17 protein-coding genes and 2 pseudogenes are annotated in these 16,687 nt (G+C 39.2%); 14 read left to right on the top strand and 5 right to left on the bottom strand.

The features are described 5' to 3' along the window. Positions 1-5: 5 nt before the first annotated feature. Positions 6-944 carry a COX15/CtaA family protein gene (locus tag M313_RS0104835; RefSeq protein ID WP_010193004.1) on the bottom strand — a complete coding sequence of 313 codons (939 nt, stop codon included), beginning with the start codon at positions 942-944 and terminating at the stop codon, positions 6-8. Positions 945-1,435: 491 nt separating this feature from the next. On the opposite strand from M313_RS0104835, the gene cyoE reads away from it, so the two are divergent. The 7 genes and pseudogenes from cyoE to M313_RS22720 all read left to right on the top strand — a co-directional run bounded on the left by cyoE (position 1,436) and on the right by M313_RS22720 (position 9,036). Further along, on the top strand, positions 1,436-2,377 hold the full coding sequence (cyoE, locus tag M313_RS0104830) for a heme o synthase (RefSeq protein WP_010193003.1): 942 nt from the start codon (positions 1,436-1,438) through the stop codon (positions 2,375-2,377). Positions 2,378-2,672: 295 nt separating this feature from the next. After that, the gene (gene coxB / locus M313_RS0104825) at positions 2,673-3,734 is read left to right on the top strand and encodes a cytochrome c oxidase subunit II (protein ID WP_010193002.1); all 1,062 of its coding nucleotides are present in this window, start codon (positions 2,673-2,675) and stop codon (positions 3,732-3,734) included. Positions 3,735-3,759: 25 nt separating this feature from the next. Next, a complete protein-coding gene (gene ctaD, locus M313_RS0104820) occupies positions 3,760-5,631 on the top strand; it encodes a cytochrome c oxidase subunit I (RefSeq protein ID WP_010193001.1) in 1,872 nt (623 codons plus the stop codon). Beyond that, positions 5,631-6,254, top strand: a complete 624-nt coding sequence (locus M313_RS0104815; protein WP_010193000.1) for a cytochrome (ubi)quinol oxidase subunit III — start codon at positions 5,631-5,633, stop codon at positions 6,252-6,254. Before ctaD ends, M313_RS0104815 begins: the two co-directional genes overlap by 1 nt. Positions 6,255-6,260: 6 nt before the next feature. After that, positions 6,261-6,593: a cytochrome c oxidase subunit IVB gene (gene ctaF, locus M313_RS0104810; RefSeq protein ID WP_010192999.1), complete on the top strand. Its 333-nt coding sequence runs from the start codon at positions 6,261-6,263 to the stop codon at positions 6,591-6,593. Between the two features lie 924 nt (positions 6,594-7,517). Next, a complete protein-coding gene (ctaG, locus tag M313_RS0104805; RefSeq protein WP_010192998.1) occupies positions 7,518-8,426 on the top strand; it encodes a cytochrome c oxidase assembly factor CtaG in 909 nt (302 codons plus the stop codon). A gap of 141 nt (positions 8,427-8,567) precedes the next feature. Further along, positions 8,568-9,036 (top strand): annotated as a pseudogene (locus tag M313_RS22720) (DUF420 domain-containing protein). Positions 9,037-9,086: 50 nt separating this feature from the next. On the opposite strand, the gene ytvI reads toward M313_RS22720, so the two are convergent. Further along, on the bottom strand, positions 9,087-10,145 hold the full coding sequence (gene ytvI / locus M313_RS0104795) for a sporulation integral membrane protein YtvI (protein ID WP_010192996.1): 1,059 nt from the start codon (positions 10,143-10,145) through the stop codon (positions 9,087-9,089). Positions 10,146-10,316: 171 nt separating this feature from the next. Here ytvI and M313_RS0104790 point away from each other — a divergent pair, with 171 nt between their 5' ends. After that, positions 10,317-10,661, top strand: a complete 345-nt coding sequence (locus M313_RS0104790) for an Asp23/Gls24 family envelope stress response protein (RefSeq protein WP_083800869.1) — start codon at positions 10,317-10,319, stop codon at positions 10,659-10,661. 63 nt (positions 10,662-10,724) lie between these two features. On the opposite strand, the gene M313_RS0104785 is transcribed toward M313_RS0104790, so the two are convergent. Continuing rightward, a complete protein-coding gene (locus M313_RS0104785) occupies positions 10,725-11,081 on the bottom strand; it encodes a YugN family protein (RefSeq protein ID WP_010192994.1) in 357 nt (118 codons plus the stop codon). Positions 11,082-11,320: 239 nt separating this feature from the next. Here M313_RS0104785 and M313_RS0104780 point away from each other — a divergent pair, with 239 nt between their 5' ends. Further along, positions 11,321-11,734 carry a CBS domain-containing protein gene (locus M313_RS0104780; protein WP_010192991.1) on the top strand — a complete coding sequence of 138 codons (414 nt, stop codon included), beginning with the start codon at positions 11,321-11,323 and terminating at the stop codon, positions 11,732-11,734. A 568-nt stretch (positions 11,735-12,302) separates the two neighbouring features. After that, on the top strand, positions 12,303-13,364 hold the full coding sequence (locus M313_RS0104775) for a CAP domain-containing protein (protein WP_010192988.1): 1,062 nt from the start codon (positions 12,303-12,305) through the stop codon (positions 13,362-13,364). 25 nt (positions 13,365-13,389) lie between these two features. Here M313_RS0104775 and M313_RS24505 read toward each other — a convergent pair whose 3' ends face one another. Next, positions 13,390-13,761, bottom strand: a complete 372-nt coding sequence (locus M313_RS24505) for a hypothetical protein (protein WP_010192986.1) — start codon at positions 13,759-13,761, stop codon at positions 13,390-13,392. A gap of 14 nt (positions 13,762-13,775) precedes the next feature. Beyond that, complete coding sequence (locus M313_RS0104765; RefSeq protein ID WP_010192983.1) at positions 13,776-14,261, bottom strand: PaaI family thioesterase; 486 nt, start codon at positions 14,259-14,261, stop codon at positions 13,776-13,778. A 136-nt stretch (positions 14,262-14,397) separates the two neighbouring features. On the opposite strand from M313_RS0104765, the gene ylbD reads away from it, so the two are divergent. From ylbD to M313_RS22705, 4 genes and pseudogenes are all read left to right on the top strand, one after another. Beyond that, a complete protein-coding gene (gene ylbD, locus M313_RS0104760) occupies positions 14,398-14,799 on the top strand; it encodes a YlbD family protein (protein ID WP_010192982.1) in 402 nt (133 codons plus the stop codon). A 15-nt stretch (positions 14,800-14,814) separates the two neighbouring features. After that, positions 14,815-15,054, top strand: a complete 240-nt coding sequence (locus M313_RS0104755; RefSeq protein WP_010192980.1) for a YlbE-like family protein — start codon at positions 14,815-14,817, stop codon at positions 15,052-15,054. A gap of 111 nt (positions 15,055-15,165) precedes the next feature. Further along, entirely contained in the window at positions 15,166-15,591 is a 426-nt protein-coding gene (locus tag M313_RS22710; RefSeq protein ID WP_010192979.1) for a hypothetical protein, read from the top strand. A 67-nt stretch (positions 15,592-15,658) separates the two neighbouring features. Continuing rightward, a pseudogene (locus M313_RS22705) lies at positions 15,659-16,109 on the top strand (YlbF/YmcA family competence regulator). Positions 16,110-16,687 lie beyond the last annotated feature (578 nt).

Here is a 16,687-nt window from a genome sequence, read left to right as displayed (position 1 = left end):
GTTTTTTATATAGATTTAGTTGTTTGGTTGCTTAATTTAACCTGATTAGTTTTATTTCTAGTTACTAGCATTAAGAAGTAGCTCAATACTCCAAATAAACAAGAGATAATTAAAGCGTGTAAAAGTGCTACAAAGATATTTAAGTTGGTTAGCACAACTAATGCTCCGGTTGTAGCTTGGGAAAGTACTAGAATGGAGCAAATGATCCAGCCAATTTTTATAACAGGCTGATGCTTGTATTTCTTAAAAGCAAGCATCGTGACATATACAATCCACACGACAATTAGTCCGGCCGCAGCTCGGTGTCCCATTTGAATCCATTCATGCATTTGGGTGGGAATCCCCAGTCCGTTCCGTGTACAGCTTGGCCAACTTGGGCATGCTAAGCTTGCGCCAACATGTCTAACTAATGCGCCACTATATACCACCAGATAGCAGTAAACAATAATACCGATAATGTGAAACGACATCCGTCGGTCTACTATCAGCGTTTCAGCATCAAACTTCTTATCTACTTCAAAAATGAGCAGTGTAAGAAGGAAGACGGAGGCAAATGAAATGAGGGAAATCCCAAAATGAAGTGCCAGTACTGCAGATGATTGTCCCCACATAACAGCAGCAGCTCCAATTAGAGCTTGTAAGATTAATACCAGAAAGGATAAAAGGGCCAAAAATTTTGTCTCTCGCTTATGGCCAATTGCTTTCCAAGCCCAAACTGCTAGAGTAAGAACCATAAGAGCGGCTAATCCTGAAACAATACGGTGACTTAACTCAACAATTAGAGCAAAGTCAATATTGCTTGGAATTAGTTCGCCATGACATAGGGGCCAAGATCTTCCACACCCCATTCCAGAACCGGTTTTTGTAACAAGTGCTCCCCCGATCAGAACAAAAAGCATGACAATAGACGTGCAAACGGCGAACCATTTTAACAATTTATACACTCGATTCACCTTCTCAGAAAGAATTTGTATCTCCCTTATATAAAAAAAGAAACAGAAATGGTAAAATAATAAACGTCCTCCCAATACTACACAATCTTACGGTAATTGACAATATCCTCAAGCAGTTAACAAGGAGGAAATTATTATCGTGAAAAAGGTTGAATAATGGGGGGGAGTTTGCTAGTAATATATAAGGGAAGTTTGTATTTAGCTCCTTCACTAGAGTGAAAAGCTTCGACAAATCCTATTATATACCGTTTTATTACGCACGGGTTGCAATCTCTCTAGGTGACACAAATTAGTCATATTTTCTTCAAATATAATTCACAAAGTATTTAGCAAATGTGATTTAATATACAGAGAGAATGTTGCCAAGCACTTGTTGCTCGATATGTGGATTAAACCCGCATTATAGTGTGGTAGTGAAAACGCATTCACATGCTCATTTGTACTTTCAAATGATTGCATTAAGGTTCAAAGGAGGAATATAAATGGCAAATTTGAGGACTTTGGACCAAGCGCCTGCTTCATTATCAGATGAACGTCCTCAAGGTATGGAAGTTGCTCCTTCAAAATGGAAAGACTTCTTAGCGCTAATTAAAATTGGAATCGTGAATTCCAATTTCATCACTACGTTTACCGGCCTCTGGTTAGCTATATATTTTACCCAGACAGATGGTTTTATCGCTAATTTGGATATTGTCCTTTTAACTATGATAGGATCTTCACTGGTAGTTGCGGGTTCCTGTAGCTTAAATAACTATATTGACAGAGATATTGATCATCTCATGTCTAGAACCAAAAACCGCCCTACCGTAACCGGAAGAATGAATCCAAAAGGAGCGCTTTATCTTGGTTTGTTCCTTACAGCAGTAGGAACCATCATCCTAGCATTTACAACGATTACAGCAGCTGTAATCGGACTTATCGGGGCTTTCACCTATGTGGTTTTATATACAATGTGGTCAAAAAGGAAAAATACGCTTAACACTGTAATAGGAAGTGTGTCAGGTGCGGTGCCTCCGCTTATCGGATGGGCTGCAGTTGACCCGGGACTATCGTTGATTGCCTGGATATTATTTTTCATCATGTTTGTATGGCAAATACCACATTTCCTTGCCATCGCCATCCGAAGATGCGAGGAATATCGAAATGCAGGCATTCCAATGCTTCCTGTTGTTCATGGCTTTGATATAACAAGAAGACAAATGCTTGTATGGGTTGCCTGTTTATTGCCGCTTCCTTTTTGGTTGTTTGACCTTGGAGCGGGATTAATCGTACTAGCGACTCTGTTGAATTTAGGCTGGCTTGCTCTAAGCATTGCCGGTTTTAAGATGAAGGATGGAATGAAGTGGGCAACATTAATGTTTGTCTACTCGTTAAATTATCTAACTATCTTATTTGTTTCCATGATCATCGTTACCATCTTTTAAGATCAAGGAATATATTTGTACAACAAGAAGAGAGCACGACAGCTATTGCTTATAAAGGGTAGCTGTCTGTTTTCACGCACAACACCTCAAAATTTAAGGGTGAAATTACATAACCTGTGGTATAGTAAACAATGGGTGCGAAATTTGTCCTTTTGAGGTAAAAAGTGTATAGCTGGTATGGTGAAAACCGATTGGCTCTATAATTTGTGATTAGATTCTTTCTCTAAGCTTTGAAGGAATTTATCAATACATTCTACTTCACTCACTAAATATGAAAGAGGGGTTTGATTAGGCTATGAAGAAATGGCTACCTAATTGGCGTATAGTATCACTTTTCAGTGTAATGGCGCTATTCTTAGCAGGCTGTGGTAAACCGTTCTTATCTACACTTCAGCCAGTAGGTGAAGTGGCAGATATGCAAAAATCACTGATTTTGTTAAGCTCAGCAATTATGATTCTTGTAGTAGTTGTGGTTTCTATTATCTTCGTTTACGTTGTGGTGAAATTCCGCCAGCGTAAAGGCGATAAAGAAATAATTCCAAAGCAAGTGGAAGGAAGCCACAAGCTTGAAATCACCTGGACTGTTATTCCGATTTTATTACTTTTAATCTTAGCAGTTCCAACTGTATCTTACACTTTCAACCTAGCTGATGTCAGCGAAATGGATAAGGAAGAGTCTGATGCACTTGTAGTAAACGTTACTGCACATTTGTACTGGTGGGAGTTTGAATACCCAGAGTATGGAGTTGTAACAAGTCAAGACCTTTACGTACCGACAGATGAGAATGTTTACTTCAACTTGGAAGCAAGTCAAGTAAAACACTCATTCTGGATTCCTTCTGCGGGAGGGAAAATGGATACAAACACGGACAACGTTAACCGTTTCTGGTTGAACTTCGATTCAGAGCGCGTTGGTCAAGCTGAAAACCTATTCCACGGTAAATGTGCCGAGTTGTGTGGGCCTTCCCATGCATTGATGGATTTCAAAGTGAAAACCATGCCTCGTGAAGATTTTGATCAGTGGATTGAAAACATGCAAGGCAAAGAGCATGCTGCAGATACTGATCTTGCGCAAGCTGGTGAAGAAATCTTCAACCAAAGCTGTATCACATGTCACGCGGTTGGTGCAGATGCACAAGCTGATGCTGGGGTTGCACCTAACTTAACAAACTTCGGAGACCGCACTAAAATTGCAGGTATATTAGATCATTCTCCAGGAAATCTGGAAAAATGGTTGAAAAATCCTGAAGAAGTTAAACCAGCAAACTTGATGACAAATACTTACGGTAACTTAAATCAAGAAGAGGTTGACGCTCTTGTTGAATATTTAATGTCATTAAAAGTGGACGAAGAATAGATTTTACAGAAAGGGAGGTTACATTGTGAGTACGTTAGCACAGAAAAAAGGCTTTGGCGCAACAGTATGGGATTACCTGACAACAGTAGACCATAAGAAAATCGCCATCCTTTACCTTATTGCCGGCGGTTTCTTCTTTATCGTCGGTGGCTTGGAAGCGATGTTTATTCGTATCCAGCTGGCAGTACCAAATAATGATTTTTTAGCTGCAGGCCTTTATAATGAAATACTTACTATGCACGGAACAACAATGATTTTCCTGGCAGCTATGCCATTATTGTTTGCGTTTATGAACGCAGCTGTTCCTTTACAAATCGGTGCACGTGACGTTGCATTCCCATTCATCAACGCACTAGGTTTTTGGTTGTTCTTCTTCGGAGGAGTATTCCTGAACATGAGTTGGTTCTTAGGTGGAGCACCTGATGCTGGTTGGACTTCTTATGCCTCGCTTTCACTGGCATCTGATGGCCATGGGATTGACTTTTATGCGTTAGGACTTCAAATATCGGGTATTGGTACACTAATTGGTGGTATTAACTTCCTTGTTACAATCATCAATATGCGTGCACCTGGTATGACTTATATGCGTATGCCATTATTCACATGGTCTACGTTTGTAGCATCTGCTTTAATTCTTTTTGCTTTCCCTCCATTAACTGTAGGGTTGGCATTAATGATGTTTGACCGCCTATTCGGAACAGCTTTCTTTGATCCGAACCTCGGTGGTAACACAGTAATCTGGGAGCATTTATTCTGGATTTTCGGACATCCTGAAGTTTACATCTTAATCTTACCGGCATTCGGTATTTTCTCTGATGTATTCTCTACTTTCTCTAAGAAACGTCTGTTCGGATACTCTTCCATGGTATTTGCAACAGTATTAATCGGTTTCTTAGGATTCATGGTATGGGCTCACCATATGTTCACAACAGGTCTTGGACCGATTGCGAACGCAATCTTTGCGGTAGCAACTATGGCAATTGCCGTACCAACTGGTATTAAAATCTTTAACTGGATGTTCACAATGTGGGGCGGACAGTTACAAATCAATACAGCAATGCTTTGGTCAGTAGCATTTATTCCTACTTTCGTACTTGGTGGGGTAACAGGGGTAATGCTAGCTTCAGCTGCAGCTGACTATCAGTACCACGATTCTTATTTTGTAGTAGCTCACTTCCACTACGTAATCGTAGGTGGGGTAGTGTTTGGTCTATTCGCTGGACTTCACTACTGGTGGCCGAAGATTTTCGGTAAAATTCTAGATGAGACTCTAGGAAAGATTACTTTCTGGTTATTCTTTATTGGTTTCCATTTAACATTCTTTATCCAACATTTCCTTGGACTAATGGGGATGCCACGTCGTGTATTCACATTCGGTAAGGATTTAGGTTGGGAACTTGGAAACTTAGTTAGTTCCATTGGTGCTATTTTCATGGCACTTGCAACTGTTGTATTATTCATCAATATCGTAAAGACTGCTTTAAGCAAGCAGACGGTAGCTGGCGATGCTTGGGGCTATGGCCGTACATTAGAATGGTCCATTCCTTCTCCACCACCAGAGCACAACTTTACACAAACTCCACTTGTTCGTGGACTTGATCCTTTATGGGTTGAGAAGATGGAAGGTAAAAAAGGCATGACGCCTGCAGAACCAATCGGAGACATTCATATGCCAAACGGTTCCATTCTTCCGTTCATCATTTCATTAGGTTTATTTATCGCAGCATTTGGTGTAATGTATAGAACTGATTACACATGGGGTCTTCCAGTAATGATCATTGGTCTATTAGTAACATTTGGTGCCATGTTCTTCCGTTCTATAATCGACGATCATGGATATCATATTCATAAAGAAGATCTTCTTGCTGAAGATGATGACAAGGGGGCGAAGCTATAATGCATACTGAAGAAAAATTCACAGCAGAAACGTTTCCAGCTTCGCCTGAAAAGGCGACCCTTGAAGGCAAAAACAAGTTTTTAGGCTTCTGGCTTTTTCTAGGTGGAGAGACTGTACTTTTTGCTTCATTGTTTGCAACTTATTTAGCTTTAAGTGGGCCTGATTCTATTGTTTCTGGTCCGGACCAAAAAGAATTATTTGATTTAGCACTAGTTTTTGCTGCTACGATGATTCTTTTAACAAGTTCTTTAACAAGTGTGTACGCAATGTACCACATGAAAAACTTTAACTTCAAAAAGATGCAATTGTGGATGGGTATCACATGGCTTCTTGGATTATCTTTCTTAATCTTAGAGATCTATGAGTTCAATCATTATATCCATTTAGGTCATACAATTACTAGTAGTGCATTTGGTTCTGCATTCTACGTATTAGTTGGTACTCACGGTGCCCACGTATTCTTCGGTTTACTATGGATTGGAACACTTTTAATCCGTAACATGAGACGTGGTTTGGATCTATACAATGCTCCAAAGTTCTATGTAGCATCTCTATACTGGCACTTTATCGACGTTGTATGGTTATTCATCTTTACTGTTGTATATTTAATGGGATTGGTGTGATGACTGATGGCAAATACTCAATCAAATACAGGTAACCCAAAAGTAGACTTAGAATTCCGTCGCAAAAAGAATAAGGAAGAAATGAAATACCAGGTAGTATCCTTCGTATTGATGATCTTCCTTACTCTACTTGCATTCCTTGCTGTAGGAGCAGAGATGTCCAAGTACTTTATCGTACCGTTCATCATCTTAATGGCAATCGTACAGTGTATTTTCCAACTATACTATTTCATGCATATGAACCATAAAGGGCATGAAACTCCAGCATTGTTCTTATATTCTGGATTGGCAGTTGGATTAATTACAATCTTGGCATTTACTACGATCATCTGGTGGTAAAACCAAACAAAAAGGCAGCCTTTATTGGCTGTCTTTTTTGTTTTTTAGGAAATTATAAAATAGATGATGACGCCTGAATGAAGACTTCGGTAAAGAGAAATCAGGAGGAGAGAAGTCCTCAGCCGGTATGAAGACATCAGTGACGAGAAATTAGGAGGAGAGAAGTCCTCATCGCCGGTATGAAGACATCAGTGACGAGAAATTAGGAGAAGAGAAGTCCTCATCGCCGGTATGAAGACATCAGTGACGAGAAATTAGGAGAAGAGAAGTCCTCATCGCCGGTATGAAGACATTAGTGACGAGAAATACGGAGAAGAAAGGTCCTTATCGCCGATAAAACCTTTGTTGACAGCGGAGTTTATTGAAATAGTAAATATGAGGGCAATGGGGGAAGATCTGAAATACTGTTGATCTCCGTTCCAGGCGCTTCGCTTGCCTGCGGGCGGTCCGTGAGCCTCCTCGGCTTTGCCTGCGGGGTCTCACCTGTCCCTTCCTCCCGCAGGCGTCTGCGCGCCTTCCACTCCAATCAACAAGGTTACTTCGTTCACTTAGGTTTTAAAAACCTTCTAATTGAGTTTATAGAAAAGGCATAAACATAGCTTTTCGTAATTCCTAGCTGTGGATTGGAGCAAATGGCGGAGACTCCAGCGGGGGAGTAACGGTAGGTTGAGACCCCTGAAGCGTTGTGAGGAGGCTCAAGCAGCGTCCCGCGGAAAGCGAAGCCATTTGCGGAAAGGAACGGCGACGATAGACCGACCACTTAAAGTTCATTTAAAATAATAACATTGTCTAATTCATGACACTTGCTGTTAATCAGGGGGATCCTTTTTGTATCACATTGAACGAGCTTGGTCTTGTATAGTATAATATGGTTATGCAAAGTGAGACAGATTAAAGTCTCGATTAAATTGAGGTGACAGCATAATGATCGGCAACTTGGATATGTTTGGATTCCAAGCTTTATGGAGTCCATTTTTATTAATTTTCACCATTCTTACCATAGTATTATATTTGTATATAACAGGTAAAGGTAGACACCGTTTCAAGGACTCTGAGGAAATATCAAATAAGCAACGAACATTTTTCCTCATCAGTATGATACTGTTTTATCTTGTAAAAGGATCTCCAGTTGATTTGTTATCTCATTTGATGTTAAGTGCACATATGACGCAAATGGCGATATTATACTTGGTTATTCCGCCTATTTTACTGATGGGTATGCCTGCATGGTTTCTTAGAAAAATCATACATCTTCCGGTGGTAAAGCCGGTGTTCCGCTTTTTCTCAAAACCACTTATTGCATTATTTGTTTTTAACGTATTGTTCTCTCTTTACCATATTCCAGTCGTATTTGATACGATAAAGGTTGATATGGTATATCATACAGCTTATACATCTGTTATGTTCTTAGGTGCGTTTATCATGTGGTGGCCACTGGTTAATCCACTTCCTGAAGAACAACGACTATCAGGCATCAAGAAGATTGGTTATATCATGGCGGACGGTATGTTATTGACACCTGCTTGTGCCTTGATTATTTTCGCAGATCAGCCTCTTTACTCAACGTATTCTGAAATGACGGCATGGTTGGCAGCACTTGCTTTGTGTGTACCGGCAGGAACCTTAAGCGGTCTTGATCTTGGTGGTCCAGAGTTGTTCAATGCTTTGCCATTAGTAGAAGATCAACAACTCGGCGGTGTTATCATGAAAATCATCCAAGAAATTATGTACGGCAGTATTTTAGCCTATGTATTCTTTGGCTGGGCAAAACGCGAACGAGAAAAAGACGAAATTGACCTAAACAAAGCCATGCATCCCAAAATGGTCGAGTAAAGGAAAAAACAGCAACACTATATGGTTGCTGTTTTTCTATGTAGCATTATTACAAAATAATGAACATTTTATAATCATGTTGATTGATCGTGAAATGTTTCCTAAAATAAAGATGGAATAGAAGTACGAGAGGAGAACAAGATGGATCACTCAATCCCAATTATGCCTACAATAAGTACATTCTTTATCGTACTGAGCGCCATATTTGTCGCGATAGGCTGGTACTTAATTAGTAAACGCAAAATTGAAGCACATAAAAAAAGCCATGTTTTTTGCAGCTATCTTCGCCATTATTTTCTTTGTCATCTATGCATCAAGAACAATTTTTGTTGGCAATACCAGCTTTGGAGGACCTGATGACATAAAAGTGTATTATACAATCTTTTTACTTTTCCATATCACCCTTGCTACAATTGGGGCTGTCATGGGACTCATCACCCTATGGACAGGCTACAAAAATAAGCTGGATAAGCATAGAAAACTTGGCCCGATAACCAGTATCATCTGGTTTTCTACCGCTATTACAGGCGTTGCAGTCTATATGCTTTTATATGTAATTTATCAAGGCGGCGAAACAACTTCTGTTTTCAAAGCAATATTAGGCCTATAAGAAACAAAAAGGTGGTTGGACTATTGTCCAACCACCTTTTTGTTAACGTGTTATATTTTAAAATTCATTTTAATAATACCTGCTTCGCGGGCAGAATTAAATGCAATCAATAGTAAAGGTCCTACGATGAATCCCAGTATACCAAGGAGTTTTAAACCTAAATACATGGCAATCAAAGTTGCTAGAGGAGAAAGTCCGATATGACTTCCCATAACTTTCGGTTCCACAGTCCTTCTGATGACTAAAAGAACAATGGCCAAAATGGACAATTGTGTACCAAGACCAATATCACCGGTTATAAAATGAAAAATTGCCCATGGTCCCAAAATAACGATGGAACCGATGATAGGGATAAAATCAATTAGCCAGATAATGAAAGACATTAATAATGCAACTTCAGGTGCAATAAATAACAATCCAATCAAGCTTGTGAAAAATATAATAACGCTGACAAGGAATTGTGCTTTAAAGAAACCGAATATTACATAAGATAATCTAGAGCTCATAAATTTAACTTTGGCTGCCGTTTCTTCTTTTAAGTGTGAGTATAGACCTGCTTTTAAGCGGGGCATATCAATTAAAAACAAGAATAGGGCAATCAGGTAGACAAGGAAACTCACCAAATAATTTGGAATGTTTGTGAAGATATTCTTAACATTTTGTATATTAAACAGGTCCGTTAAATATATCCTCAAATCATAAAGAAATTTGTCCACTTGCAAGCTGATTTCAGTCACAAACTCTGGTGGGAGATCCTCAGAAGCATTATTCATATCTGATTGGAAATCACGCCATACCCTATTGACTTCGTTTATGTAAGAAGGGGCATTTTCGACCAAGTTGATGCCTTCTGTAATCACTTTCGTTGTAAGGAAATATCCTATAATCCCAATACTTGTCAGGAATAAAAGAAATACAATGAAAACAGAAAGGTTTCGTTTCAACTTTGCTCTCGCTTGTAAAAGCCTAACCAGAGGTTCAAGAAACAATGCAGTAATCAAAGCAATGATGATTGGAACCGATACCGGCAATATAAAAAATGCAATTACTGCTATTACAGCAATAATGATTAGTATAAAAAGTGTTCGAATACTAAACAGCGTTGACAATGGATGTCTCCTTTCTAATACCATACTCCTATATTAATTATAGTATGGATTTTATTGAAATAACAGTATGTAGGAAAATAAATATTTGAACTGTAAACAAAAGTTAAACAAGCACAGCTTTAGCATAATGGCATACAATAATAAAACCCCTCAGGAGATAAGGAGGTCTACATGATGTTGGTACTGAAGAAAGGACAGGAAGAGATGAGTAATATGCTCCTGCAAACGGTTATCGCTATCTGCATATCAGATATTGATGATTTTAAACTTCTTCCACCACGGTCGGTGGGAAGATTGTATTCCATTTTAAATAGAGACGAAATAAATCGTGCACTGATCCATTATAATGATGAAAATAACCTTAGCATTGACCTTTTTGTTGCCATTGTATACAACAAATGTATTCCGCAAAAATGCAAGGAACTTCAACAACTGATAAAAAATGAAATTGAAATCATTACAGGACAAACGGTATCGGCAGTTCACATTTATGTAGACGCAATTTGGGTAAAGTAAATGTCATAAGAAAAAGGTGAAGCTTGGCCAAAATGCCAGCGATTCACCTTCTAGAATGTTGCGTTATTTTATAGCATCCATACGTTCTTTAGCTTGTTTTAATAAAGAGGTCGAAGTGGATACGATATTTGATGGGAATGTTTCGCCTTCTCCATACTCCACACCATGTGGATAGTAATGTTTACCTAATAGAGGTGTCAATAAGTTGATGATAGCATGAGATCCGCCAATATCACCTTCTACAGCATAACCTTGTACACGAAGGTAGAAAATGCCTTCTTTTGTTTCAAATTTACGGTCATAGGTTACTCGCTCATAATCCCACTGACCAGCAAGGTCAAAGCCTAAATCCTCCATAATGTCTGTCAAACGGGATAATTCCACTCTTTCATTTTCAAAGCCTGTATTTTCAATTCTCATGTATGTACACTCCTTTTTCTATCTCTGTGAAACCAAATAAAGTATGCTCCCTGTTAATAATAGTACGAAAGCGGTCAACTTTCAATAAGAGGTTCTCAATCTAGCCATAGTCCAGCTAAGTTTTTTGGAAAAATTCATGATTTTGTAGAAAATGGTGAACCTAAAGATGTAGAAGATGATACCTTTATCCTCTTCCAAATAGTTGACTGCTATGTATGAAATATAACGGAGGTAGAGATATGCAAACAGTGAGAGATGTTATGACAACGAATGTAGATTTTTGCACACCATTGGATAATGTTTTTGAAGTGGCAACCAAAATGAAAGACCTAGATGTAGGAGCTATTCCTATTGTGGAAAACGGTGAGCTTTTAGGAATGATAACAGATAGGGATTTAGTTGTTCGGGGTATTGCAGAAAAACATCCAGGTTCTAATCCTGTTACGAATGTAATGAGCGACCATTTAATAACCATTGGTCCAGATACGTCTATAGCAGAGGCTTCTCATCTTATGTCTGAACATCAAATCCGAAGATTGCCTGTAGTGGAAAACGGACATCTTGTTGGGATAGTATCCCTTGGTGATTTGGCAGTAAGGGATTATTCAGATGACCAAGCAGGGGATGCGCTTAGCGATATTTCAGAAAAATAACAAACCTTGTTTAGAATGCATAAAATCCGGTTGATTTCCGTTCCAGGCGCTTCGCTTGCCTGCGGGCGGTCCGTGAGCCTCCTCAGGCTTTGCCTTCCGGGGTCTTCCCTGTCCCTTCCTCCCGCGGGCGTCTGCGCGCCTTCCACTCCAATCAACAAGGTAATTTCACTTACCAAAAGATTAAAGAAAGGTATCTTAACGAATTAGTTGGGTTAGGATAAACGTTTATTTAACTTAATTTCTAGCTGTGGAATGGAGCCAATGGCGTAGACTCCTGCGGGGGGTAACGGTTGATTGAGACCCCGCAACGAAGTGAGGAGGCTCAAACATCGTCCCGCGGAAAGCGAAGCCATTTGCGGAATGGAACAGCGGCGAAAAAGCAATAACCAAAGTGATCAGGAAGGCCGGTTGTTTTTAACCGGTCTTTTTAAATGTGAAAACAAAAGTATTCATTCTACTTTTATAGGGTATAGATAGAATAAATCTACCAATGTCTACTAAAACATAAAAACGTGAATGAAAGTGAATCTAGTAAATATAATGATAGAAAAGGGAGGGGAAAAGAGAAATGAGGGGTTTATTCTTCTTGCTATTCATTGCATTTTGTTTATATTTATTTGTAAATGTGGAACCACATGAATTGGAACAGCTTATAAAAGAGCCGCCACTCACTGGCCAAATTGCCCCTGAGAAAAGGCAATCTGAAGAACAGGCTTTTGTACAATCTGAAGTGCAAATGGGCGAAGATATTGACGGATTAGCATCTTTCATGGGGGAAGAATCGCAAATCTTACTGGACAAGTTAGGTGAACCAGTGAGGAAGGATTTGTCCTCTTATGATTACGAATGGTGGGTTTATAATGAAAATCTGGAGAATTACATGCAATTTGGAGTAAGTGAGGGAAAGATCGTCACTATCTTTAGCACTGGCAGTGAAAGTAAAAACGACCTGTTTGAAGTAGGGCAGTCTTACGAAACTCTGAATAATAAATTTAAGTTTACGGATAGTATAACGGTTTCCCATCAAGAAGGGTCTTATCGTTTTCAGTTAAAGCAAGAAGAGTTAGCAACAAGACCTCTTATTAAAGTGGAAGATTTCTATGTGCAGTTATACTTCGACGATTTTGAACAAACACTTTCAAGTATCCGTTATATAGATAGCTCGACACTGATAAAGCAAAGACCTTATGAACTTGTTTATAGAGGTCCTTTAGTGGAACCGAAGGAACTAAGTGAGGATAATTGGGCAAGGGTGGAGGAAGGAGACGCAAGACAGATCATCGACTTTACCAATATTATTAGACATCGCTTTGGTCTCTCACCAGTAGAATGGGACGAAGAAACAGCTGGAGTTGCATACTTACATAGTAAGGATATGAGGGAGGAAGACTATTTTTCCCATACATCTCCCACAAAAGGAACCTTGACGGATAGGTTAACAGTAGGGGAAGTTCCATTTCGTTTAGCGGGTGAAAATATCGCAGCAAAATATGTGGACGGAGTTGCTGCGGTTGAAGGCTGGTTAAATAGCGAAGGGCACAGGAATACGCTGTTAAATCCAAGATTCACTCATCTTGGTGTAGGAGTGAAAGAAAAATATTACACTCAGAATTTTATTGAAACCTGGTAGAAAAGCAAAAAGACAGTCATATACTTTATGGCTGTCCTTTTTTGTTCATTAAAGTTATTTCCCCTGCTAGAAATAGTTCCCCATCCCATCTTCCAACAAGCTGCAATACATCCCCATTAGTATAGGGAGGAGGGTGACTTTGGGTAGTATATGGCTGCTTATATACTACTGTTGTTATTCCTATATGATTTTGTATGCGACAAGTGGTTTCAAGGATATACATTTGGTGATAAAACCGCTTTTTTTCTGTATGTAAGGAAAGTATCGTTCCTTCCACTCTAGCTTCAGAAGGTACCATTGAAACATTCTTCCAACGTTCTTTCTGTTTTTTTGCCTCTTTAATTGTAATCCAATAAAAATAACCAATAAGAATAGGAATAACGATGGCAGTAACCATTCTATCCTTCCTCTCTAGATTCTTTTAGGAATTACAAAGAAACTGCCTGTAGCATGGGCAATCAGTACACCGTCACTTCGGTAAACTTTGCCTTCCATGACCAATAATTTTGAACCTTTGTGAATCACAGAAGCCATACAAGTAAAATGATCTCCAACGCCTTTTGCAACGTAATTTACTTTCATTTCAGTTGTAACTGCAGCTTTGTCATCAGGAATTAATTTGAAAGCAAGAGTCCCCATTGCAGAATCCAGCAATGTGGCTGTTAAACCTCCATGTAAAATATCTAAAGAGTTCTGTAACAATTCAGTATTTGGTATGGTCATGGTTAATGTATCCGGCTCTTGAAACTTGCTGTTGATTTCCATAAGTGCGCCGATATGCGTGCCGTTTGAACCATTTCTTTTGCGCTCAAGGCTCTGTAAATATAAGGAAGCGACCTGTTGTTCCTCCTCAGTAGCGTCTGTTAAAAAGTCATTCCACTGTTGCTTGATATCCATAACTCTGTCCTTCTTTCTCGAAAAGTCTACCTACATCTTAACAATGGTGGGCAAGGAAGAAAAGAAAAATAGGCGAACCCTTTTACTTTTTCGAAATAAAATAAACTAGGCATATTAACGAGAGAGGGGTGAGAGAATGGCAACCAAACAAAAACATCCTAGCATTGAAAAATTCAAAGAATTTGTAAAAAAACATCCAAAGCTTTCTCAAGAAGTTAAAGCTAAGAAAAAGACCTGGCAGGAACTATTTGAAGAATGGTACTTATTAGGGGAAGAGGACGAAAGTTGGAAAAGTTTCCGTGATGAGCAGACGCAAGAAGGTACAACAGAAAAAACAACCAAATCTTCTGATGTTATTCCTCAACTGCTGCAATCAATAAAAAAAATGGATGTGAACCAGATGCAATACCATCTGACAAATGTCAATTCTGCTATAGGGAACATTCAGCAGTTAATTTCACAGTTCATTCCGAATTCAACAAAAGGCAGTTCCCCGACTCAGGGTGTGAAAAATCCTTTTTCGTTTCGAAAAGATTAGGAATGGATGAGACATATGAGAAAAGACGTCTATGAGTATATCCAAAAAAAGAAATCGTTAAAAAGCTACCTAAGGGAACAGCCAATTTGGTATCGAACCTTGACTAGAAACCCAGAAAAGCTTAATGATTTTGAGTTGTCTTCCATGCACTATTATAAGCAGACTATCCCCCATAAAGTGGAGAAATTCCAAAACTCTGTTCAAATGGCTTCCATGATGGTTCATATGTTTCAGACAATGAAGAACATGGACTAAACTCCACATCAAGCGCACCGCTTTTTCAGCGGGCGTTTTTTTCTTATTCGAATAGAATATATACTCCTTTCTCACACTATAGAAAAAGCTATGAAAGAAAGGAGCAAAAAAATGAAAAAGTCAATGATGATAATAATATGCCTCGTCACACTCGCGCTAGGAGGTTGTAAAGAAGAGCAGCAAAAGCCTGAAAGCGAAAGTGTATCAGGTGGAGAAGTGATGGAAGTACTTTCCACACACACAACGTCTGATAAAAAAGACATCTCCATGACCATTCATCATTCAGTCAAAGGTCAGGACATCTATTTAGAATGTATAATTACTCCAAATTTCGAATTTAAAGAGAACATAGACACTAAAAAACAAGGGGAAGGCCAAGTAGTTGTGTACCTGGGCGATAAAAAATGGGGCAATTTCGCTAAAGGGGCATTCATGCTTAAAGATGTACCAAAAGGTAAACATAACTTAACGGTCAAATTGGTTCATAATGACTTAACCGAGTACGGGATAGAACAGACATTCCAAGTAGAAATTTAATCACACTTTAGGGTATTATACATCTCTAGAAAAACATGGTATGATGGATTTGGAGGTGTATACGATGATGATTGCTACTTTTGAGCATGTTCAAATGGTTGAAAAAGCGGAAGAATTAGCGAAAATGATCTGGCAGTCCGAACTTGCTGAAGATTATCATCGCTGTTTATATAATTTACAACATGACGAAGAAGCACAGAAACTTATCCGTGCATTCGATTCTATAAAAGAAAGATATGAGGAAGTTCAACGATTCGGGAAATATCATCCCGATTACCGTAAAATAACCCTCGAAACTCGTGAGTTGAAACGTAAAAGTGGATCTCCACGAAACTATTCACGCTTTTAAACAAGCGGAAGATGCTATACAAAAAACACTTGATGAAATAAGTGTCATGATAGGGCAGGCGGTATCGACAAATGTAAAGGTTCCAACAGGAAACCCATTCTTCGATTCCATGTCAAGCTGCGGTGGCGGCTGCGGCTCAGGCGGCGGCTGTGGATGTAAAGCAAGCTAAACCCAATAAGAAGCTGCAAAAACTGCAGCTTCTTTTTTTAATTAAGAAAAATTATAATACGGTTGATTTCCGTTCCAGGCGCTTCGCTTGCCTGCGGGCGGTCCGTGAGCCTCCCTCAGGCTCGCCTTCCGGGGTCTCACCTGTCCCTTCCTCCCGCGGGCGTCTTCGCGCCTTCCACTCCAATCAACCAAAGTTATTTTATTTACCTAAGGTTTTCAAAAGGCATCTAACGGGGTTAAGCACTAACTTTTCGTACCCCTAATTTATAGCTGTTGATTAAAGCAAAAGGCGAAGACTCCTGAGGGAGATAGCGGTAGCTTGAGACCCCGCAGGCGAAGCGAGGGCACTGAAAAACTATAATTATTTCTGAATGAAAAACATTCAGAAATGAGATTCACAAAAAAGGGCAACTTTTTCTCCGAAAAGGAGAAAAAGTTGCCCTATAAACGTTGTATTTTACTGTTTTCATTTATTAGTTTTAGTATTCTCTTTAGGTTGACAGCGAATATCGCTGTGGCACCTTGTACCTCCATACCTAATAGACCCGCGGCGGAGGCTGTATCATACCCGTGTCTATG

This window comes from Bacillus sp. m3-13 (genome assembly GCF_000175075.1).
GTDB classification, from domain to species: domain Bacteria; phylum Bacillota; class Bacilli; order Bacillales; family Bacillaceae_I; genus Sutcliffiella_A; species Sutcliffiella_A horikoshii_C.
This window is presented reverse-complemented; position numbering and strand designations above follow the sequence as displayed.